This window comes from Paenibacillus nitricinens (assembly GCF_052056485.1).
In the GTDB taxonomy this organism is placed as follows: domain Bacteria; phylum Bacillota; class Bacilli; order Paenibacillales; family Paenibacillaceae; genus Paenibacillus_AQ; species Paenibacillus_AQ nitricinens.
In genome coordinates this window covers 308543-331691 of the sequence record NZ_CP183948.1, presented here as the reverse complement: position 1 = coordinate 331691, position 23149 = coordinate 308543, and the positions used below count along the sequence as shown (strand labels likewise).

At 44.8% G+C, this 23149-nt stretch carries 18 protein-coding genes; 8 read left to right on the top strand and 10 right to left on the bottom strand.

Going from position 1 to position 23149, the window contains the following annotated elements; translation table 11 throughout:
• Positions 1-21: 21 nt before the first annotated feature.
• Complete coding sequence (locus ACN6KS_RS01500; protein ID WP_440961179.1) at positions 22-5814, bottom strand: S-layer homology domain-containing protein; 5793 nt, start codon at positions 5812-5814, stop codon at positions 22-24.
• Between the two features lie 255 nt (positions 5815-6069).
• On the opposite strand from ACN6KS_RS01500, the gene ACN6KS_RS01495 reads away from it, so the two are divergent.
• Complete coding sequence (locus ACN6KS_RS01495; RefSeq protein ID WP_094874219.1) at positions 6070-6459, top strand: hypothetical protein; 390 nt, start codon at positions 6070-6072, stop codon at positions 6457-6459.
• 107 nt (positions 6460-6566) lie between these two features.
• On the opposite strand, the gene ACN6KS_RS01490 is transcribed toward ACN6KS_RS01495, so the two are convergent.
• The 3 genes from ACN6KS_RS01490 to ACN6KS_RS01480 all read right to left on the bottom strand — a co-directional run bounded on the left by ACN6KS_RS01490 (position 6567) and on the right by ACN6KS_RS01480 (position 9718).
• Positions 6567-7598: an AI-2E family transporter gene (locus ACN6KS_RS01490; protein WP_094874218.1), complete on the bottom strand. Its 1032-nt coding sequence runs from the start codon at positions 7596-7598 to the stop codon at positions 6567-6569.
• A gap of 167 nt (positions 7599-7765) precedes the next feature.
• Entirely contained in the window at positions 7766-8950 is a 1185-nt protein-coding gene (locus ACN6KS_RS01485) for a polysaccharide deacetylase family protein (RefSeq protein WP_440961178.1), read from the bottom strand.
• Positions 8951-9160: 210 nt separating this feature from the next.
• Positions 9161-9718, bottom strand: coding sequence for a GbsR/MarR family transcriptional regulator (locus ACN6KS_RS01480; RefSeq protein WP_094874216.1), 558 nt, complete (start codon positions 9716-9718; stop codon positions 9161-9163).
• 219 nt (positions 9719-9937) lie between these two features.
• On the opposite strand from ACN6KS_RS01480, the gene ACN6KS_RS01475 reads away from it, so the two are divergent.
• From ACN6KS_RS01475 to ACN6KS_RS01450, 6 genes are read left to right on the top strand one after another with little or no spacing between them, the layout of a single operon-like run.
• Positions 9938-10819 (top strand): carbohydrate ABC transporter permease, encoded by an 882-nt coding sequence (locus ACN6KS_RS01475; RefSeq protein WP_094877270.1) that lies wholly within the window; start codon positions 9938-9940, stop codon positions 10817-10819.
• A gap of 24 nt (positions 10820-10843) precedes the next feature.
• Positions 10844-11689 (top strand): carbohydrate ABC transporter permease, encoded by an 846-nt coding sequence (locus tag ACN6KS_RS01470; protein ID WP_094877251.1) that lies wholly within the window; start codon positions 10844-10846, stop codon positions 11687-11689.
• A gap of 34 nt (positions 11690-11723) precedes the next feature.
• Positions 11724-13070, top strand: a complete 1347-nt coding sequence (locus tag ACN6KS_RS01465; protein ID WP_440962359.1) for an ABC transporter substrate-binding protein — start codon at positions 11724-11726, stop codon at positions 13068-13070.
• 15 nt (positions 13071-13085) lie between these two features.
• A complete protein-coding gene (locus tag ACN6KS_RS01460) occupies positions 13086-13871 on the top strand; it encodes an HAD family hydrolase (protein ID WP_440961177.1) in 786 nt (261 codons plus the stop codon).
• Positions 13871-14212 (top strand): DMT family transporter, encoded by a 342-nt coding sequence (locus ACN6KS_RS01455; RefSeq protein WP_373455835.1) that lies wholly within the window; start codon positions 13871-13873, stop codon positions 14210-14212. Before ACN6KS_RS01460 ends, ACN6KS_RS01455 begins: the two co-directional genes overlap by 1 nt.
• A gap of 51 nt (positions 14213-14263) precedes the next feature.
• Complete coding sequence (locus ACN6KS_RS01450; RefSeq protein ID WP_094874212.1) at positions 14264-15133, top strand: metallophosphoesterase family protein; 870 nt, start codon at positions 14264-14266, stop codon at positions 15131-15133.
• A gap of 75 nt (positions 15134-15208) precedes the next feature.
• On the opposite strand, the gene ACN6KS_RS01445 is transcribed toward ACN6KS_RS01450, so the two are convergent.
• The 6 genes from ACN6KS_RS01445 to ACN6KS_RS01420 all read right to left on the bottom strand — a co-directional run bounded on the left by ACN6KS_RS01445 (position 15209) and on the right by ACN6KS_RS01420 (position 21124).
• A complete protein-coding gene (locus tag ACN6KS_RS01445) occupies positions 15209-15658 on the bottom strand; it encodes a hypothetical protein (protein WP_440961176.1) in 450 nt (149 codons plus the stop codon).
• Between the two features lie 34 nt (positions 15659-15692).
• On the bottom strand, positions 15693-16610 hold the full coding sequence (locus ACN6KS_RS01440; RefSeq protein ID WP_306440471.1) for an ABC transporter ATP-binding protein: 918 nt from the start codon (positions 16608-16610) through the stop codon (positions 15693-15695).
• Positions 16603-17622 (bottom strand): ABC transporter ATP-binding protein, encoded by a 1020-nt coding sequence (locus ACN6KS_RS01435; protein WP_341133567.1) that lies wholly within the window; start codon positions 17620-17622, stop codon positions 16603-16605. The genes ACN6KS_RS01440 and ACN6KS_RS01435 overlap by 8 nt, the downstream gene beginning before the upstream one ends.
• 15 nt (positions 17623-17637) lie before the next feature.
• A complete protein-coding gene (locus ACN6KS_RS01430; RefSeq protein ID WP_094874209.1) occupies positions 17638-18483 on the bottom strand; it encodes an ABC transporter permease in 846 nt (281 codons plus the stop codon).
• A 4-nt stretch (positions 18484-18487) separates the two neighbouring features.
• A complete protein-coding gene (locus tag ACN6KS_RS01425) occupies positions 18488-19438 on the bottom strand; it encodes an ABC transporter permease (protein WP_094877245.1) in 951 nt (316 codons plus the stop codon).
• Positions 19439-19507: 69 nt separating this feature from the next.
• Positions 19508-21124: an ABC transporter substrate-binding protein gene (locus ACN6KS_RS01420; RefSeq protein WP_094874207.1), complete on the bottom strand. Its 1617-nt coding sequence runs from the start codon at positions 21122-21124 to the stop codon at positions 19508-19510.
• A gap of 334 nt (positions 21125-21458) precedes the next feature.
• On the opposite strand from ACN6KS_RS01420, the gene ACN6KS_RS01415 reads away from it, so the two are divergent.
• Complete coding sequence (locus ACN6KS_RS01415; RefSeq protein ID WP_440961175.1) at positions 21459-23099, top strand: glycosyltransferase family 2 protein; 1641 nt, start codon at positions 21459-21461, stop codon at positions 23097-23099.
• Positions 23100-23149: the final 50 nt, after the last annotated feature.

The window sequence follows — 23149 nt, the reverse complement described above, 5'->3', positions numbered from 1 at the left end:
TCTGCCTTTGCCAAACTATCCTTATAAATGGATTATTCCATATAACAGTTTTGCAATTTCAGCCCGGGTTACTTTGCCACGAGGATCAAAGTTATTGTCACCCTTGCCGTCAAGGATTCCCTTGGCTTTCAATTCACTTACCGCTTGCTTCGCCCAGTCCGATACGCTGTTCATATCCTTAAAGCTTGCAGTAGCAGCACCAGAAGAGTCTGAACCAGCTTTGTACTGTATCAATTTCTGGAGGACTACAGCCGCTTCTTCACGAGTTATCGCATCTTTAGGCCGGAACTTGCCATCACTGCCTTGAATGAGCCCAAGCTGGACCGCCTTGTCTATCGATGAGGCATAATATGCATCCTCAGATACATCTGCAAAAGTACTTTGTGCGATAGTTCCACTAGCCTCATCCAATCCAAGTGAACGAATGGCTAGTGTAACAAAATCCGCACGGGTTACATTAGCTTGTGGACCATAATGTGTATCGTCGATACCCATAATCACATGCTTAGCCGTCAGCTTGGAAATGTACGACTCTGCCCAGTGACCAGCGGTATCACTAAATTGCTTCTGGTATTCCAGTACCGCGAAGGAAGAGAAATGATCTGTTGTAAAGGTAACGGCATTACCTTTAAAAACGCCACCCAAATATGTCAAGGTACTGCCATTTACATAATAGACGCCTGCAAAATCAGTATCGATCTTAGCAAGCTGTTCCTTCGTCAGCGTCAATGTAATGGTAACAGCACCTTTAAACTGGTGAATAGCCGTTTCTTTGCCGCCTGCTGTGATACTAAGGTTCAGCGTAACGGCAGCTCTGGATGGACTCATTCCAGCGACATTGGTTGGTACAGATATCGTACTTGTATCAACACTCAGCAGCAGCATATCGCTTCCGGCTGGGATCGCCGGCAAAGAGCTTGTTGGTACGCTTAATGTAATGCTGGAAGATACAATATTCAGACTCAGCTTCTTGTCGGCAGCCTGTTGGATGCTCGCTGCGTCAAGTGCAAGTTTAATCTGATCTTGGGTTAAAGCGCCTTTGCCTAAGCTAATCTTGATATTTCCACCTGTCGCAGCTTCCTCTATCAGCTTCTTCAATGCTGCAGAATCAGCGGTATACATACCGTCACTTCCGAGTGTCAGTTCAATGCTTCCTTTTTCCGCTACAGGTGTAGCTGTAGGACTCGGAGACACTGTAGGCACTGGTGAAATCACTGATGGTGGCGTCGGTGTCACATCCTCTTTTCCAGTGTAAAAGCCCCAAATGTCTGAAAGCACACTGCCGGAGTGATCATCCTCGACTTTTGTATACCATTGGTAGTAACTATCCGGATTCCGTTTGCTCCAAGTAACCTGAGTCTCCGCACCGCTCTCTACTTGCTGATTGGCTGCGACTTTCTGATCGCTGTAGACCTTAACGCCGATATAATCGGTAGCTACACGTTTTGTCACAGGCTGTAGATCCAGATCTAATACGAACTCATCTTTGCCTGGGAATTCATTTTCATCATAATAATTATAATCATCTAAATAAGGCGAATAAGTCTTCACACGCAGCTTATTGTTAGCAATATCGAACTGAAGCAGACGAATATAACCAAGTCCACCCTCTTCAGCACCTTGATAGTCTGCCAGCATTTGATACACACTGCGATCCGGAATACCGTCACCGTTATCATCCAGCTCGTCGATCTTCAGCTCAGCATCATGATAATGACCGGATAATGCTGCGATTACGTTCTTGTTAGGTTTTACAACCATCTCAAAAATCTTATCCGCAATAGGTGCGCGGTTATTAGAAACCAGCAAGTATTCATGGAGGCAAAGAATCGCTTTGCGCTCTGGATAACGGGCAACGATCTCATTCATCCATTGAATCTCTTCTTCAGCTAGTCCCCAGCCCATATATACGATAATAAAATCATTTCCATTTGCAGAAACCAAATCATAATGGCCCCGGTTGTTATCATAAGAGCCACCGAAGGTCGGCATATTCTTGAATCTCCACACTCCAAAATACTCCCAGAACTTCGTATAATCCCCGGTTTGATGACCTACGTCATGGTTGCCCGCAAGCACACCATAAGGAATACCTGCATTTTCCAGAACCTTCATGTCCCGGTCAGCTTCCTCCCACTCATACTCCTGATAGGATTTATCTACGATATCACCTGTATGAATAACATATTTCAGCTTCAGGCTCTCTTTGTTGTCGGCAATCCACTTCACATTTTTCTGATAAATGTAAGGGTAGCTTTGGGAATAATATTGTGTATCCGACATCCATACAAAAGAGAAATCATAGGTGTCTTGCGTTACTGTCGGTGCAGTCTTAGCCACAGACGCAATCTCATCCTGAACCATAACAGCAATGCTATGTGCATTAGCAAATTGTCCTACGGTCACCGTCGATTTCAGCTCAAAATCCTCTGTACCGGCGATCAAATGATCCAGCTGCACCCACTTCTCTTCAGCAGGACTCCAAGCATAGAGACTTACTTTACGACCTGGAAGTGAATTCCCCTTCCATTCAATATCCACACGATCTGTCGCCTTAACGGAATCATCAAGCTTAATTTCATAACGCTGATACGGGAATTGCTCTACAGCATCGTTGATTAAATACTGTCCGTCCACCGCGCTTATTTTACTGTAATCATCACCGCTAAGTGCTGTTTCACCCGCAGGTACGGACTGTTTCGGCGGCTCTGTATCGGATGCATTTATAAACCCAGCGAAACCTTGCTCAGGATGGTTAGCATCATACTTAAATCCTCTAAAGAAAGTAACATTCATCTTATCATGGTTAGGATCTTCAACCTTAACCTTCAAAGTCGGATTAGTACCTACACCTGTCTCCCAGTTCGTAGGAGAAATAAGCTGGGGTGCAAATGGATTCTCATTCGGCACATGGAAGATAACTACTTTCTCTGCCTGATTGCCGATCTTGTCCAAGGCAGTGATAGAAAGCGTATGCTCTCCAGCCGTTAGCTTTCCGGAGGAAGTAGCATATGGAAGTTCAATACCTTTGCCATCGAGCTTCACGCTGACCTTGTCTACACCTGCGTAAGTATCCGTAATCTGAGCAGCAATTTCGAAATTACCACGATAAGTCTTTCCATCTTCAATCGATGCTTTGATGGATGGCGGCGTGTTGTCTACAATTACACTTGACGATACCTTAGATCCACCTTCAGTCAGTGTTACTTTATGTTCTCCATCAGCGGCTTCTTTAGTATTCCAGTCATACGCTTTCGAACGGAACAAATCCGATTTCAAATCGAACCGGAAACCGATAGATTCATGCTTACCTGCGCTGTCCCCCATCTTAATTTCTTTATCACGTTCTGCATAAGCAGGGTCCCAAATCTCAGTGCCGTCTGCAAGTAGTAGGCGTACATTTTTCACTTCGAAATCATCTTTATTCTCCTCGGGACGTGGGTCAAAAGGTGATGATTTAGAGCCCGCCCGAATGTAGATCACATTATCCGTGCCCACCTGTAAAGCGGCAGAGGAGATCGGGAAGGTCAATGTCGTATATGAAGTAATCGGGTCCATAAAGGTGTATAGAATGCTCGCATCCCCTAATTCTTCTGGTCCCATTGTGATGCCATTTTTGAAATAATAATCCACATTTTTAGCTTCAAATACAAAGTAAGCATCATTCTCAAGCGCGGCATATGCCTCATGATTGCCGAGTACCTTATTATCGATGCTCAGGTCCACTGCATCAGCCTTTGCGGTGGCAGAGGTTCCTTTTACCGTCATAGAACCATGGATGAACTGCCCATCCTTCACATTCAAACGAAGCGCTGATTGATCAGGCCCTCCCGTAATTTTCACTTTCATTACCGGAGATTCGACCTCATTGGTGCCATCGGAAACGACGAAATAATACTGTATTTGATTTCTGCCAATCAAATCAGCCGATGATAACTTATAATGATACAAGCTATCGTTGAAGTCTTGGGATAGATTATGGCTGACAAAATCAGGCTGCTTGTCCGACGCTACCCTTACTTCTACAGATGTAATGGCTTTATTGTCATCAGCGAAAGCTTTCAAATCCAAACTCATCGACTGATCAATCTCCGTCACAGCAGTCAGATCATTCACCGTCGGATTTTCAGTATCCGGCTCTACATGGATCGGTGTACTAGGAACCAATCCTGCATCCACTTGCCCTGGTGACGGAACGGCTGATCCTGTGCTAATCTTAAGCATTATACTTTGCCCATTCACAGGATACTTGTATAGAAGCGCTTTATTTTCTTTGGTGTCGTCACCTTTAGCTCCACCCTCATAGGTGAGGTCAGCATCATAATACGCAGAGGAAATTTCTTTCTCCGTGTTGCTCTTGATTACGACTGCCCGGCGGCCAGAGTTCGCCATCCCATCACTTTTAATTAAAAAGAGGTTCGTGCCATCGATCAGATTCGTATTGAATTCTGTATTAAAATCATCAGCAGTGTATGTACTGTTAGCACTATTCATAATCCAGAACACCACAGACTGCTGTGCAGGAATGACGAAACTCTCTTTCGTAGAGGGCCACTTCACATCAGAAGCGTTGCCTTTATCAGGATAGCGATAATAGATCTTATAGTTCTTAAAATCAACTGGTGCATCCGTATTGTTATACACCTCAATGAATTCAAAAGCATCGGTGCTCGTTCCTTTTACATTCGTCGAATTCGGCAGCAGCTCAGTAACTAACAGCGGCGGCACATTGTTCGAATCAAACGCAGGCAGGTTCACTTGAACAGAATAATGCTCCGTAACATTGTTTACACGGATGCTGTAGTGCAGTTCCGGCTCTTCCAGCGCAGCCGCAGGAATCAACGCAGTGAACTGATTATCCCCCTTTGATGTCATAGTGATTACCGTATCTTTTGCCTGGGAAGGAGAGCCGTATTGCAGCTTCACTACCGGCAATGCTCCATCTGGGCCAATCTCTAGGTTCGTAATCCTCGCGGTGATAGGAAGATCAGCTGGATCTACACTGCTCTGCGTATGGTGTTCAATCAACGGCTGTTTGTCTCCAGGCACTGGTTTAGGAAGTTGTTCGGGTTCTACGGTTCCAGGTGTCGCCGCAGCCTTTCCCGAAATCGCCATGAGACTCATCGTAGAGCTGTCAGCTTGTGAAAATTGATAGAAAATCCCGTTGTTTTCCTTCACCTGTTCTTTTCCATAAGAAGAAGAGATAATTAGGGCATCTCCTGCTTTGCTTTTAATTTGTAAGCTACGCGTATCAGTGTTAGCCATACCACCGCCACCGTTGATACGGAACAGGTTTACGCCTTCTTTCAAGGATGCTGAAGGATTAAAATTTTTGATGAAATCCTCGGCAGGAACATTCAGATTATTGCCGTTCATAATCCAGAAGACGATATTTCCATGCGCCGGGATTACAGCATCGCCGTTGGTTATCCATTTATCTCTGTTATAATAGTAAAAATAATAATCCTTAAAGTTTACTGGCTCATCCGTATTATTATAGACCTCAACAAATTCATAACCATCAACAGAGGATCCATCCGCACCTTTGACATTTTTAGTATCTGGAACAACCTCTGTAATAAGTAATGCTCCTGGATGAGCAGGTGTCGCATACACAACTGCCACTACTGTCGGTTGATTTAAAAGCATATCGAGCTCAACCTGCTCGTCAAAATGTGCTCCTAATTCGGAAGAGGTCTGCTCTGTGTCCAGCTGCTGTTCTTCAGCATATCCTGCTGGAACCATTATCCCCAACATCAGACTACTTGCAATTACGCTGGATAGAAAACGTTTAGCTTTTGCTGTTATTCTCAAAACTCCGAACACTCCCCATTTGTTTAGTTGTGACCCAGTGCATAAATATGCATTGAAGATCATCTGGAAAGTATACTAAGGATATATTATCGCTATATCATTTCAATGTTAAATCTTTAGGTTATCTTAAATATTGCTTAAGCTTGGACTCAGGTTTGCGGGTTACAATAGAAATAGGTTAAATCACAACCATCACAAACACATTCAACAGAAAACCATAAAACGTTATTTGTAAAATAAGAAAAGAGGACTCTAATGGATATAAAAAGAGTGATTATAGTAGGAACCGTAGTTATAGTGATGTCTTTCGGAAATGCTTGGAGTAGCCTTACTGCAAGCGCGAGTTCGCCTGCCCAATGGTCCACTGTAAAAGCTGCAGATCCAGACGAATTATTATTGAAAGCCCTTAACCAACCTACAGATGAAGATCTGTACGATGCCTTATATGATGGCAAGTCACTTCAAGATATTGCCTCAGAGCAAAACACAGATATTGAAGATGTGATCAATCTACAGGTAGCACAGCTAACAGAACAGCTAGATTCAAGGCTAGCTTCCGGAAGCATTACAGCCGAGCAGTATGCAGCACATACAGCCGAGCTGAGGGACATCGTTACGGAGAGCGTTCTCACTTCTTTCGGCTAACAAAGATACATACAGTGGCCGTACAACATTGCTCCGCGCCAACCATAAAGAGGGTGATCCGATAGCCATTAAATGGCTATCGGATCACCCTCTTCTTATATTCAGAGCTATTTAATTGAATTCTTAATTTCTATCTTGCTGTCTCTATTGATCTCCAGTATATCCAGGAAGAACACAAAAATTGGAATACCGAGAATTAGACCCCATACACCCAAATAATGCTCAGAGAATAACAGAACGATAAAGGTGTAGAACATCGGCAGGTTCATTTTGGATGACATCAGCTTAGGATTCAAGAAGTAGCCTTCAACAAAATGTAATACAGCAATCATAACGAGTACATAGATCGTCATAGCCAGACCACCAATATTGTAGCCAATAATACACAGCGGAATTAGTGAAATTACAAAGCCTACCACCGGTATCAGACTAAGCAGGAAGATCATGATCGACAAGGCGAATAGATAAGGAAAACCTAAGATCCAGAGTCCAATCACCGTAAAGCATGTATTAAACAGCGCGATCAGTATTTGCGCTTCGATCACTTTACCAAAAGATGAGATGAATTTTCTACCGAAATACTCAAGCTCAACATAGAACCAGGAGATCTTGCTATCTTTAAGACGTGTAGTAAAATTGACAATTCTGTTCTTCTCAAGAATAAAGACAAAGCTCAGAATAGTAGATAATACGAAGCTGGTGCCCCAATTACTTATTTTCAGGACGTATTCAAGACCATCTTTCACATAAGACTGGTAGTTCAAATCCTTAAGCTGGGCAAATAAATACTGCACAATATCGTTCTGCGGAATGTTTGCAGGGGTTAAACTGGTTAGAAAATTTGTTAACTGCTTAATCTGCGTAAAGACCTTCGGTAAATAATTCACTAAGGTCACTACGATCAGCGCAATCAGAGCTAAATACAGAATAACAATAATGACCTTACTGTTGACTGCCACATATTTATTGATCCGCTTCGTAAGCAGCACTTGAAAGCTATTCATTACATAAGCAATCAAAAATGTTAACAGTACTAAATTGAGCATATCTCTAATACTGAATAGCAGCAGGGCAACAAGACCCAAAATAAAAAAACGCCGGACCGTTAAATTCGCGTAATAACGCTTAAATACTTCCATCAGTTCTCTCCATTCGCCTACCAATTAGTACTCTTTTATAGTCTACAGTAAGGAATTCACTTATAGCAACTAGTGATTCGCCTAAATTGGCGAAATTTCTCACTTTTTGTAAACTCCTAAGGAACATAAGGGTAGATGACATCCATTCCATACAGTTCCTCAGCCTTTTATATTCCCCCAGTGGTGTGTAATAAATTAACGATCCGACTCTTCTGATCATAGTTGAGATCAATATGTAGATCTTTGCATAATTGTATAAATGGAACCATCAAGGTCCCTTTCCTCATTTCGGGCGCACTTCCTATCAGAGCTACTCTTTGGTTATTCAGGGTTAATTCCATGGGCGAATCTACATGTTTGATCTGCTCAAGGGTTTGGATCGCGGTTAGATTCTGACTTCCCCCGTTGATTCGAGAGGCGTTCCGGTCTGTTCTCGCATTGATCCCATCCTGAATTTTAAAAGTCAGCGTAATTCCGAGTGAGTCACAGGCGGATAGCAATCGGTCATTGTAAGATCCATAAGGAAAGGCAATCGCTGAATCGGTATTCCCCAGCTCTTCCTTCAGCCTTTGCTCTGCCTTGGCCAAATCACGAGTAACTCTGCTGTAGTACTCCGTATTCATTTCGTTTCTGTTCTCATCGTCGATATATAATAAGGCACTGGCCGCTGGCCGCTCCCCACCTTCAGCATCCACGATACCATAATGGTGTAAGTCATACGTGTGACTATAGAATCCCATCCCGTCCCGCTTCATTTCCCGCATCTGTTCCCAGGTAAGCTTCGGCACACTGTTCGGATTGGGGTGATCGATCGTAGACACGATAACGAAATTAACTGCCGTATAACCATATTTTTTTAAGATGGGAAAGGCAAACTCATAGAAGCTCTCATATCCATCATCAAAAGTCAGCAGCACCGCATTATCTGGAACCGAGCCATTATTCAGCATAAATGCTCGATATTGTTCCATCGTAATCACATGAAAGCCTTCTTCCTTCAGCAGCTTCATTTGATCCTCAAACCGATCAACCGATAATATCCAGGGAAACTGTGGCATCGGCTTCTCTGAAAGATGATGGTACATCAGCACAACTACATTGTCTCTGTAGTAAATGCCTTTCGGAAGTGGTCCCTGCTTCTGCCAGTCGATACGCATATTAAGCGCCTGTTCGGCAACAGCCTTGGGAATCATAAGCTCATCAGGCGAGGCCGGGTATGTAGCTATCGTCTTAATGATTTGACCGTTCACATTTATAGTAACTGCAGAAGACTCACGTTGATTGTTGATAATAGCAGCGAGGCTTATTAGCAGAACGATGACTAAAAGAATCATATATTTTTTCGTATGCACTCTTTGAATCTCCTTAAAATGATTTCTTATTCACTATGTAACTACATATTCGGTGACAGTTCCACCTACTTTTGGTTACATTTTCTTTTTATTTGGGTTCATACAATAAAAATAGGAGGCGAACCTTAAGCCCGAACTGGCTTGAGGAACACCTCCTGCAAATGGAGATCTATAAATAATTATATACATCTATATGTAATTATAGACAGTCTAAGGCCTATTCTTATCTGCAAAGTAATTCTCTTCGCCAAGCTCGTCCACAAACTGCTGCAGCCAATGATAATACTGAACGGCATGCTCCAGCTTTTCCAGATCCTTCAGACAGAATTGCCGCTCTTCCTCCGATGTATCCACAGCTTGAACCAATCCCTCCAGCTCAGGAATAACCATATCCAAAGCATGCCTCATGACATCAATCTCCCGCTGAAGCTTCATCCCGAAAAAGTTCTTAAAAGTCTGAAAGAAATCCGTTTCCACTGCATATAGATCCTTTCGATCCTGCTTCTCCTCCAGCTTGGTGACCATCTTGGAAGCCATCAAAGAACGAACTCCATAGCTCATATTACTCTTGCTCATATTCATCACTTTCTTCATTTCTTCAAGCGTCATCGGCCGGTCTTCAAAGAACATAATCCCATAAAGCTGCCCAAATGAGTAATTGGCACCATATAAGTCCATCGTCTGAGCAATCGCATCGATCATCGGACGCAGTAGCTGCTCACGTGGAGATAAGTCTCTATTCTCTTCACCATAGGCTACCTGTTTCATAGCTGCACCTTCATTCCACTTAGAATCTGTCCTTTTATTTTACACAAAATAGCAAGTACTTTCGCTAATCTCTTAAATTTTTACATAATCTCGCATCGATCTTTACGCCCGCTTGACCACGTAGCCGCCATATGAGTGTACAATTTTTTTTGAACGGAGGAGCTTTCCTCAGAATTATACCGCAAAAAACAGAAGATGGAATGGGGTATCGACAGAAATATGAAACGCTCAAGATTTATAGGTGAGTTGAAACCGGTGCTCTTTACCTTGCCGGCAATGATTCCATTCGTTGTATTTTGGCTTGCGCCATTACTTTATGTATTTTATCTCAGCTTTAATGAATGGGACTTCATGAGCCCTGAGAAAACCTTTGTCGGACTAACCAACTACCTGGATCTGTTCAGCAACCCTGCCTTCTATAAAGCACTAAGAGTAACCCTGTTATTCTGTGCGGGAAGTGTACTGCCCGTTATTCTGATCGGACTAGGACTAGCACTCCTGATGAATGGGAAACTGAAAGGCTCCACTCTCTATCAGGTGCTGCTTTTCTCCCCTTGGGTCACGCCGACAGTGGCGGTATCGATTGTTTGGTCCTGGATTTATGAACCGGAAATTGGCTTGGCCAATACCGTACTTGATTTCTTAGGTCTAGAAAAAATCGGTTGGCTTCAAGACCCGAAATGGGCGCTGCTCGGCGTTCTGCTCGTGACCATATGGAAATCGGTCGGTTGGGCAATGATTTTTTACTTGGTGGCACTCCGTAATGTTCCTTCTGATCTGCTGGAAGCTGCTGAACTGGATGGAGCAAATGTTGTTCAGAAATTCATTCGCATTATTTTACCGCTAATCTCGCCAACGACACTGTTTCTGTTCATCGTACAGATCATCGGGGCATTACAGGCTTACGACCAGATTAACGTACTCACACAAGGCGGACCGTCGGGTTCAACACGCACTTTGCTCTATATGTATTATCAGTCTGCCTTTGAAGCTTTTCAGATTGGAGAAGCCTCAAGTGTCGCAATGGTTCTGGTATTTATATGCATGCTGCTCTCCGTAGTCTCACTAGAGGTTAGTAAACGGACAACCCATTATCAATAACAACTGCTGAAAGGAGAACGACTGATGAATGCAACGATCGTACGCGTGGGCACACTGGCCCGCCATCTATTTTTTGCAGCTATTGCACTGATCATGGCCTTCCCCTTCTATTGGATGGTCACCAGCGCCTTAAAAACCAATGATGAAATCTGGCAGTCTCCACCCACGATCTGGCCGAAAGAGCCGCTGTGGAGTAACTTTTCAGCCGCCTGGCACGAAGCCCCTTTCTTCAGATATATGGGCAATAGCGTATTTGTTGCCGTGTCGATTGTTATTTTGCAGGTGATAAATTCCGGGATGATGGCTTATGCGCTTACGCATATGAAATTCCGCTTCAGAGGGCTGTTCGCTGGGGTTATCCTTTTCGGCTATATGGTTCCTGCCACCGCCGTTTATCTTCCCGGATATTTGGTATTATCCCAGCTTCACTTACTGGATTCATATGCCGGGTTGATTCTATCTAACTGTGTAAGTGTCTTCTCCATCTTTCTAATTCGGCAAGCCTTCCTTCAGGTTCCCCATGAGCTGGTGGAGGCTGGAGAAGTAGATGGTTCCTCGCATATGCGGATTCTCTGGACCATTCTTGTCCCCATTACACGTTCTTCCTTTGCAGTGCTAGCCCTGATCACCTTCATTGATCAGTACAATAACTATTTCTGGCCAATGCTCATCACCAAAGATCCTAATCTACAGCTGGTCTCGGCCGGTCTGCGTAGTTTCTTCACTCAAGGAGGTGCTTACGGATTGAAATGGCCGCTGATCATGGCCGCTAGTGCATTCACCATCGCCCCGTTGCTGCTTGTATTTCTATTAGCTCAGAAAACGATCATGCAAAGCGTCAACATGACCGCTGGTTCCAGCAAAGGATAAGTTAACAATTCTATTTTATAAGAGGAGAATGATGATGAACGTATTGAAGAGACTGTCCGCCCTATCTTTGGTTGCCGGATTTACAATGTTAACAGCTTGCGGAGGGAATACGAATACGGGCAATGTTACAGCGGCGAATGGAGCTTTTTCCGTCCCCTCCTCAGAGGCTTCGCCCACACAAAAGGCACCGGTAACAATTGAATTCTGGTATGGTCTCGGCGGCAAGCTTGGTGAGAATATGGAGGCACTGATTCAGAAATTCAACGCCTCTCAGCAAGAGGTCATTGTCAAAGGTATCGCGCAGGCAGACTACACTGAAACCGAGCAGAAGCTGCAAGCGGCGATTGCTACAGGAAAAGTGCCCGCTGCTGCTCTCTCCTCCAATGTAGATTGGGCCCGCAAAGGATATTTCGCTCCGATAGATGAGCTTATGGCATTGCAGCCAGATTTTAATAAAGAGGATTTTGTCCAAACCTTTCTAAATCAGGGCCAAATCGATGGCAAGCAATATTTCCTGCCGATGTATGGAACGACGCAGGTTATGTACTATCGTAAAGATACTTTTGAGAAGAATGGCATTGATGCGAGCACTCTAAAGACTTGGGAAGACCTAGCTGCTGCAGCTGAGAAAATGACCGTGAAGGACGGCGGTAAAACCACTTTCTACGGTTGGGAGCCGATGTGGGGTCCAGAGAACATGATTGATGCTGTGCTCAGCAAAGGAGGCACTATCCTTAGTGAAGATGGGAAACAGGTCATGATCGACTCCAAAGAGTGGATCGAAACCTGGGATTTGTTCCGCAAGTGGATTCACGAGGATAAGATCATGCGGATTCATTCTGGGGGCCAAGGCTGGGAGTATTGGTACAAGACAATTGACGATGTTATGAAGGGTCAATCCGCAGGTTACACCGGCTCCAGTGGCGATCAGGGCGACTTGGACTTCAGCATTGTATCAGCTATGGAGCAGCCAGGCTGGGCAGGGGTTGGCGAGGGAAAACCGGTAGCCCAAGCATTGATGGCCGGAATTTTATCCAAAGCTAGCGACAGCGAGAAGGAAGCTGCTATGAAATGGCTAACCTATTTCACGGGTGCTGAGAATACTGCCTTCTGGTCGATTAATACGGGTTATATTTCGGTACGCCAATCCGCTTTGCAAGACCCGGCGTTTGTGTCGTTCAGCGAAAGCAATCCACAGATTAAGGTTCCGTTGATGCAAGCGTCTCATGGTTCTGCACCCTTCCAAGACCCAACTGGCGGCAAAATCAACGATGCACTGAAAATCGCCGCAGATAAGGTACAAATTGAGAATATCCCTGCCGCACAAGCACTAAAGGAAGCGCAAGAAACGGCGCAAGCAGCACTTGATAAATTAAAATAAAGGGCGGTGGACTTTATGTCTGAGCTCATCACTCCACAAGGCAGATACGCTGTAGCCGCTATTCTATTCGATAAGGATGGTACGCTGCTCCAGTTCGTATCCCTCTGGGGCAGCTGGGGCGAATATTTTTTAGAGAGATTCACAGCGTATATGAAGCAAAAAGGACTAAAGATTACCGAAGAACAGCTCCCTGCACTAATGGGAACGGTACACAATACCCAGGGGAGCATTACCGATTATGATCGCAACGGACCGCTGGCTATGGGAACTATGAGTGATCTCTATGCCATCCTGTCTTGGCAAGGTTATCTGCAAGGTTTATCTTGGGCGGAGTCCATGGAGCTTGTTCATCAGTGCCGTCTGGAAGCGGATGTTATGCTGGAAGAGAAACGCCCTGTTCACTCGATTCCCGGACTTCATCGTTTTCTTGATGAGTGTGTGAGTGCAGGCCTCCCTCTCGCTGTGGTGACCGCTGATGAAACAGATGCCGCAGAGAAACATCTTCAATGGCTCGGTATAAGGCACTATTTCTCTGAGGTCATTGGAACAGACCTCGTGGATCAGGGTAAACCTTTCCCTGACATGGTGCGACTGGCCTGCGAAAGGTTGGCCGTAGAACCTGCGCACACAGCAGTTATCGGTGATACTAATGGGGATATGCGAATGGCTAAAGTAGCGGGCGTACAGTTAGCCATAGGAATCTCTGAAAATGAAGACATTATTGCTTCGTCGCATATTCTCCCGGATGCAGATCTCATTGTGAGATCTTATGCCGAGCTTAGAATCGAGGTTACTCCCTAGTGAAAATAGAAGGAATATGGGCATGGATGTTTCTGACGCTAGCTATTGTGTTCGAGCTCTCAGGGACCATCTCGATGAAAATATCTCAAGGGTTCACGCAGCTCTGGCCTTCCGTGCTCATGTTCCTGTTCTATGGAGCCAGCTTCACCTCTCTGAATTATGCCCTTACCTCTATTAAGGTAGGCGTTGCTTATGCGATATGGTCAGGGGCGGGAATTATCCTGATATCCTTCATAGGGGCCCTCTTTTTCGATGAAAAGCTAACCCTATCCTCCCTGCTATGGATAGCCGTTATCATTACCGGGATCATAGGGCTGAACATTAGCGGCAAGACACATTAGCGAACAGCAACAATATTTCATAGGTTCATAGATCAAGGAGGATGCCTAAACATGAGTACGAACATCACACCTGAGGAAAAACCTGTTGTCACCTTTCAAATCATCACGGATACCCATGTCACCGCTGACCGAAATCATGAGTACAATCTTAACTTTGAGCTGGCACTCCGTGATATAGCAGCGCATGGAGAGGGCAGTAGCGGGATTATGCATATCGGTGATGTCACAGACCACGGATTCCCTGCGGAATACGAAGAAATGCTTCGTATTCTCCATCCGTACAAAGCTGACTTGCCCAATATTACCTTTACCTTAGGGAACCATGATGTAGCCCTTGGAAATTGGGAGTCACGCTTAGGGATGTATACTTCGCAGACTGGCATGTCTGGGCCTTATCATGATCACTGGATCAATGGTTATCACTTTATTTTTCTAGGGACAGAACAAGGCTTGCTCAAATTCTGTGATCTTTCCTCTGCACAGCTGGATTGGCTGGGTCATAAGCTCGAAGAGCAATCTTCGCCTGATCAACCGATCTTTCTATTCCTGCACCAACCACTCAAAGACACCGTAGCTGGATCGCTGGAATCACAAGATTGGTACGGCGTTACACAAGATAAGGAATTAAAAGCGATTCTTTCAAGATACCCTCAGGCCCTGTTATTCACTGGACATACCCATTGGGAGCTGGAGGTGGACAACACTATGTTCCCTGGCCAAGGAGAAATCGCCACGATGTTTAATGCTGCTTCTGTCGCCTACCTTTGGACGAATGAAGATAAGCATAAGACAGGCAGCCAAGGCTTTTATGTGGAAGTGTATAGAGATAAAGTGCTTGTCCGGGGCAGAGATTTCAAAACAGGAACCTGGATTGAAGCTGCACAATATGAGGTAGCTTATCCAGCGGTAAACGTAATATAATTTTCAATAAAAAAAACGATTGTGCACAAGGAGTCCTCCCACGCATCAATCGTTTTTTTGCTGTAGTTATTTAGCTTAGCGTCCAATCGGGGCAACCCGGTAAACCGCTATATCTTCATCTGCAGCATTCGTCTCGCCTTCAATCTGCCAACCAAAGGATAACACCGATGCCAAACGTCCCTTTTCAGCTACGGTCAAAGTCACCTCAACCGCTTCCTTGCCCTCTTCAAGCTCCAGAACTGCCTCTTTGCCCAGAGCTACCCAAATCCAGCTGCGAATGCCACGAATCGTGTTGTATTTGATCTGGTAGCCTGTCTTCACCGCTTGCTCGAACAGCTCCGGCTGCTCCGACTGCAATGTGCTCAGCTGTTTATAATCAAACTCGTATTCACTCTCGTCAACGGGCAAGTCGCCCTCCGCTACTTTACGAATAATATCCTCATTGGACCAGCCCAAGGCGCGAAGTGATTCTATTAATAAAGCATCCCACTGGGATAACTTTACTGTGTTCAAATTGTCTGACATCCTGATTCCTCCCCTACCTGTATATAGAGTCTACTTATTCCATGAAATCATAAGCAACATAATGGCCCGGACTTATTTCCTGAAGTGTAGAAGTCTCAGCCCTGCCGTACTCTTGCGAATATCCATCTAGAATAATTCTTTGATTAGCGCGTCTAGGGTCCGTCTCCAAAATCGAAGACAGCAGTGCCTTCGTATAAGGATGAATAGGATTCTCGTACAGTTCATCACTTTCAGCTACCTCTACTAGACGGCCGCCATACATCACACCGATCCGGTCTGAAATATGCCGTACCATCGATAGATCATGTGCGACAAAAAGATAGGTCAACCCGAATTCGGACTGCAAATCCTCCAGCATATTCACTACCTGAGCCTGAACAGATACGTCCAGTGCTGAAATCGGTTCATCACATACGACAAATTCCGGTTTTACAGACAAGGCTCTGGCAATCGAAATCCGCTGGCGTTGCCCGCCGCTGAATTCATGCGGGAAACGGTACAGATGTTCTCTTTTCAAACCCACCTTCTCCAGCAGTGCCGCAACAGCCTCTTTTCGTTCGTCACCTTCGTGGATGCCGTGGATCTTCATAGGCTCACTGATCAGATCAAGTACATTCAGACTTGGATTGAGTGATGAATAGGGATCTTGAAAGATCGACTGAATGCGTCTGCGAAAAGGCTTTAGCTGCTTCTCTCCAAGCTTGCTGAGCGGCTGCCCGTCAAAAGACACTTCACCATCTGTATAATCATATAATCGCAGCAAGCAGCGCCCAACTGTGGACTTTCCGCTTCCTGACTCTCCAACCAGCCCAAAGGTTTCACCTTGGCGTATCTGAAAGCTTACGCCATCTACCGCCTTAAGCACAGAGGTATCGCGTCCCCACATATCCTTGCCTTTGGAGAAATGTTTTTTCAGATTATTTACGTCCACTAGAATCTTATTCTCACTCAACCGAACCGCTCCCTTCAACACCAGCTACGGCTGGAGTCTCCTGCATACCGTCTGCTAGCCAGCACATTGAACGGTGACCGGGCGATAATTCGATAACCGGAGGACGTTCACTGCAACGGGCAAAAGCATTAGGGCAACGTTCCATAAATGGGCAGCCCGAAGGAGGATTCAACAAATCCGGAGGTGTACCTTCGATAGGAATCAGACGTTCCCGCGATTTGCCTTCGCGTTTTGGAATCGAACGTAGCAGACCTTTCGTGTAAGGATGCTGTGGGCGATAAAAGATATCCTCTACCGTACCTTCCTCCATCACGAGTCCACCATACATTACGATAACCCGTGTACATACCTGAGCGACCACACCCAAGTCATGGGTAATCAGCGCTACGGCTGTACTAGTATTATTTTTCAACTCTTTAAAAAGATCGAGAATTTGCGCCTGTATCGTTACATCGAGCGCAGTCGTCGGCTCATCCGCAATCAATAGCTCTGGCTTACAAGAAAGAGCCATGGCGATCATGACCCGCTGGCGCATCCCGCCGCTGAATTCATGCGGATATTGCTGTAGACGCTGTTCAGGATTATTAATCCCTACCTGACGCAGGATGCTTGCCGCCTCTTTAAGCGCTTCTTGCTTATTTAAACCCCGATGCCGACGGATGACTTCCGTAAGCTGCTGGCCGATTTTTTTTACAGGATTAAGAGAGGTCATAGGGTCCTGAAACACCATTGCTATGCGGTTACCGCGCAGCTTTCTCCACTCTTTTTCCGAAAGATTAGATAAATTCTCACCACGAAATTGAATATTTCCACCGATAATTTTACCTGGAGGTGTAATTAACGACATAATCGCCTTCGCAGTTACACTCTTCCCGCTTCCGGATTCACCAACAATCCCTACGGTTTCTCCAGCATTTATATGAAAGCTAACGCCACGAACTGCTTGATTCTCTCCGTCTCGGGTTTGGAAGGAAACCTTCAAATCCTCAACAGACAATAGCCGTTCTGTCATGATGTCTTCACACTCCTATCTTCGGATCAGCTTTGGTTCAAAGCCAACCCGCAAAATATCGCCCAGAACATTAAAGCTCAATACCGTTAATAGAATCAATAACCCAGGGAATAAAGCCAGATAAGGCGCTTGAGCAATATAGCCCTGCGCGTTATTTAGCATACTGCCCCATGTAGCATTCGGTGGCTGCACCCCAAACCCAAGGAAACTTAAGGAGGACTCCATCATAATCGCCGAAGCGATGCTATTCGTCGCCCCTACAATCACAACCGGCACTAGCCCCGGAAGAATATGACGCCAGATAATTCCAAAATTGCTCTGGCCGGAGGCTTTTGCATAAAGTACATATTCCCGTTCTTTAATCGTCATCGTCTCCGCTCGAATCACACGGGAAATGTTCATCCACATTAATAGTGCAATGATGATAATGATGTTTCCTACACTTGGCTTCAGAAATACGCTGAGCAGCAGCAGAACCAGGAAAGACGGAATGGACATTACTACATCAAGCATCCGCATCAATAGATTATCAATCCACCCGCCAAAATATCCACTGATTACCCCCACCGTCACACCAATGCCAGTGGCAATGATCATTGAAGCAAAACCAACTAATAGAGATACCCGGCCACCATACAATGCGCGGGCAAAATAATCCCGGCCATAGTCATCCGTCCCGAACCAGTGATCGGCTCCCGGTGCTTTCAGACGTGCCAGAACATCCATCGCATTCGGATCATGTCCAGATAAAAAAGCGAATATAGAGCCTAGTGTGAAGATGATTAAAGTAATGAGGGCAAGGGCGCCTAATTTGTTCGTAAATAGCTCATCTCCAACACTTTTCCATTTACTGCGATTCATGAGGTCACCTCGTTAATTTAATTCGTGGGTCCACGAAGCTATATAGAATATCTGCGACCAAGTTGCCGATGATCAGCATTAAAGAAGAGAACAGCGTAATCCCCATAATTACCGGGTAATCCATCCCTTTAACCGCAGTCATCCCCAAGGACCCAATTCCCGGCCAAGAAAATACGGTCTCCGTCACGATTGCACCCGCTACTAGATCGCCCATAGACATCCCGAGCAATGTAATCACCGGAAGCAGCACATGCTTCATTACATGACGGAACAAGATGGTGATTTTGTTCGATCCAAAGGCATACTGAATTTGTACATATTCCTCTTTAAGCTGTCCAATCGTACTGGAACGGATATATCGTACATAGCTAGCCAAGAATCCAAAGGCAAGGACCGTACAAGGCAAAATCCCATGCTTTAACACATCAACCGCCGATTCTACACCAATCGTACGCATCCCCATAATGGGCAGCAAGTGCAGCTTAATTGCGAATAAATACATCAATAAAATCGCGAGCCAGAACAAAGGCACAGAAATTCCGATATAGGAAATAAAATTAATCAGCTTATCCACCCAACGATTCCGATTTGCTCCAGCAAGCAGTCCCATCGGGATCGCCAGCAAGACAGCAAGCGCAATTGCCGAACCCATCAAACCTGCTGTTGCAGGAAGACGTTCTAGAATTTGATCTAATACGGGCTGATGATTCACAAGGGAATAACCGAAATTCCCCTGCAGTACTTCTTTGATCCATATAAAATATTGAATGTAGGCTGGCTTATCCAGCCCAAGGTTATGCCGGATGCGTTCAATATCATCCGCGTGCATATTCGGCGTAACGAAGGATAATACCGGATCCCCCGGAGCCAGCTTAATCATCGCAAAGCACACAACCGAAACAAAAAACAACATCGGCAGGGTTTGCAGTAATCTTCGGACGATAAGTTGTCTCATACGTTTATTCTCCCAGTTCTATATCGGTAAAAAAGTAAGCTGGATAACCCAGCTTACTTTTTCCCGTTTTTATTTAAGGTAGATTTTCGATAAATCTTCAAAAATAACGACAGGCTTCAAGACTGCTTCTTCAAGACCGCCGTAGTTCTTGGAGACAGCTACAATAGTCTTAGTATTAGCGATTGGATAAATCGGTGCATCGTCTGCAATGATTTCTTGGATCTTCTTATAGATCTCACCACGTTTAGTCACATCTGCTTCTCCTGCACCTTCATTGAACAACTTATCAACCTCAGCATTATTATAATGCGAGTAGTTGGAATCAGCAGTAGAAGTATACAAAATTCTGTAAGCGTCAGGATCGTAACCCATAATATAACCTGCAATTGCAAGTTCAAAATCTGTTGAATTCATATCACTGAACTTCTGACCATATGCCGAGGCATCCATATTTTGCAGTTCAACTTCAGCGCCAATGGCCTTTAGCTTTTGCTGCACGTATAGTGAAATGGCTTCCTGAGCTTTATTTCCGCTCGATACAATCAATCTCAATTTCAGATCGCTAACTCCAGCTGACTTCAGAAGCTCCTTCGCTTTTTCCACATCATTATCGAAAGAAGGTACGTCATTAGTATAGAACAATGCATCCGGAGTCAAGAATGACTTCGCCGGGTCAGCATATTCGCTAGAGGTATAAGCAGCCTGAATGATTTCATCACGGTTTAGTGCTAGAGACAAGGCTTGACGAACTTCTTTTTTCGCAAGAGCGCCTCTATCGCTGTTCGCATTAAACAACAGGTAGGACAATCGGCCTTCACTATAAGGAAGGATCTCGAAATTGTTCGAAGCTTCAATCGTTCCAACATCCTGCGGATCTAGATATTTAATGTTGATCTCACCACTCTGAAGTGCGAGATTCGCAGCATTCGTATCTTTAGCAATCCGGTACGTTACAGAATCAAGATGTGGCTTGCCGCCGAAGTAGTTATCAAATCTCTCGAGTGTAACATATTCGCCCGCTTTATATTCTTTAAATTTAAATGGTCCAGATCCAACAGGATTAGCATTCTTGGTGCTTTTCTCTAGATCCGTCTCATTCTCAAAGATATGCTTTGGAATCGGAAATACTTGCACTAGTGTAGCTTCAAAAGCTGGGCTGACCTGCGGAAGCTTGAACTCTACAGTCAGATCATCCACCTTAACTGCCTTAACGGGTTTATCACCGATGAATAAGTTTGCTCTCAACATGCTGTTTTGCTTCTCATCGAGGATGCTATCAATCGTGAACACGACATCGTCAGCAGTAAGCTTTTCTCCGTCATGCCATGTAAGACCATCTTTAAGCTTCAAAGTATAAGTCAGGTTATCTTCTGACAGTGTCAGGCTGTCTGCCAAGTAGAAGGTCTTCTTACCATCATTTACTTGGAACAGTGGAGCATAGAGCGCTTGGTCAATTGTAAGGCTGACACGGTCACCCGCATAGTTCGGATTTAGAATAACAGGATCAGCAGCGACTCCAATAATCAAGTTACCGCCATCTTTAGGTTCAGTGCTTGCCGTCGTTCCTTCAGTAGCCGTAGGCGTCTGATTTGTATTTGTGGAAGCAGCGTTATTCCCTCCGGAGCACGCGCTAATCAAAAATGTTAACAAAACCAAAGTAATAACTCCAGATAATCCTTTACGCATAAGTTTCTCCCCCGTATTCTATGTTCTGTGTGGCTTGTGTTTTTTATATTGTATATCGGAATACTAGGAATTACAATGGATAGCATTTCACATTAATGTAATATTGAGGGAATCGATCGGTGATTTATCCATAGCGCTCATCCTTTGCTGTTCATTTGGTCATCTGTATCTAATTATTCGGTTATTGTACAGCAGATCGTTACGAATTAATATATCTAACACTCATTTACTTTACAGAACTTTGAAAAATAAGGATTATTGCCGCTCTCCTGTAAATATATTGAGAACGTAAGGATCATCCAAGGAAAGAGGGGCGTTCCCCAAGGAGGCGGCAATGACGGAAAACAAGATTCGCGTATTGATCGGCAGTCCAATTCACCAGAAGCCTACGGTTTTAAAAGAATTCCTGAATTCCCTGCTTCGTCTGAACGTAGCCAATATCGAGCTGGATTTCCATCTAATTGATGATAATGATGATCAGGAATCTAGTCGGCTGCTCCAGGAATTCAAAAGTAAGGGTGATCATATTTATCTTCAGAGCTCCGGCTTTCACGATGCGTATATTCGCAATGATACTACTCACTTCTGGAATACCGATTTAGTCTGGAAAGTAGCCAATTTTAAGAATCTCATGATCAACCGCGCCCAAACCTTGAACTATGATTATTTATTCCTTATTGACTCTGATCTCATTCTCCATCCTGATACCCTCAGACATCTAATAGGTACGAACAAGGATATTATTTCAGAGGTGTTCTGGACGCAGTGGCAGCCAGAGACTATGTTTCAGCCGCAGGTATGGATGCACGACGAATACAATCAATGGGAGCTACTGCCCGGTGAAAAACTGCAACCAGAGGAGATTAATCGCAGATTTCATGAATTCATAGCAAAGATGCGGATTCCAGGAATCTATGAGGTAGGCGGACTCGGGGCTTGTACATTGATTAGTCAGCATGCGATAAAAGCCGGCGTTAGCTATAATCAAATTCGCAACATTTCATACTGGGGGGAAGACCGTCATTTCTGCATTCGTGCCGCAGCCCTTGGCATCCCCTTGTTCGTCGATACCCATTATCCGGCGCTACACTTGTATAGAGACAGTGATTTGAGTAAAGTTGAGGCTTTCATCAAAGAAACTACGGAGCCCAAAGCTGAAGCCACTGATACTGGGAACAATTCATCTACGGACGAAGTACCTGAATCAGTAATGCAGACACCCACCACAAACAATCCAAACAACGAAAGCTCCAAAGAGACAATCCCCCCAGCCAGAAAGCGGCCCAAGCTAACCCTGACCATGGTTGTGAAAAATGAAAGTGGACGTTTTCTGCGACAGGTTCTGGAGGAGCATCGCAAATACATCGACGAGGCCGTCATTATCGATGATGGCAGCACCGATAATTCAGCAGCGATCTGCCTGGAGGTACTTGAAGGCATCCCCGTTCATCTGGTGCACAATACCATATCCAAATTCAGCAATGAAATCGAGCTGCGAAAGCAGCAATGGGAAGAGGTTCTGAAGACGAAGCCCGAGTGGATTCTAAGTCTGGATGCAGACGAAATCTTTGAAGCAAGTTTCGCGGCAAATATCGAACCCTTGCTGTACGCTGACGAGGTCGATCTATTCTGTTTCCGTCTCTACGATTTATGGAACGCCACTCATTACAGAGAAGATATTTACTGGCGCTCTCATATGAACTATCGTCCTTTTCTGCTTCGTTATAAAGAAGACTTCAACTATGTATGGAACGAATCTCCACAGCACTGTGGGCGATTCCCGGAGAATGTCTTCGAGCTTCCCCACCAGCTAAGCAACTTGCGACTCAAGCATCTCGGTTGGTCGAAGGCAGAGTTCCGCTTAGAAAAATATCTGCGTTACATGCTCCTTGATCCCGATGGCCAATACGGCTGGAAGGAGCAATACCTGTCCATTCTGGATGAACACCCTCATTTAATACCTTGGGTGGAGTGAGTGTAATCATAAAAAAGACGTCCACAAAACCTTAATGGCTTTGTGGACGT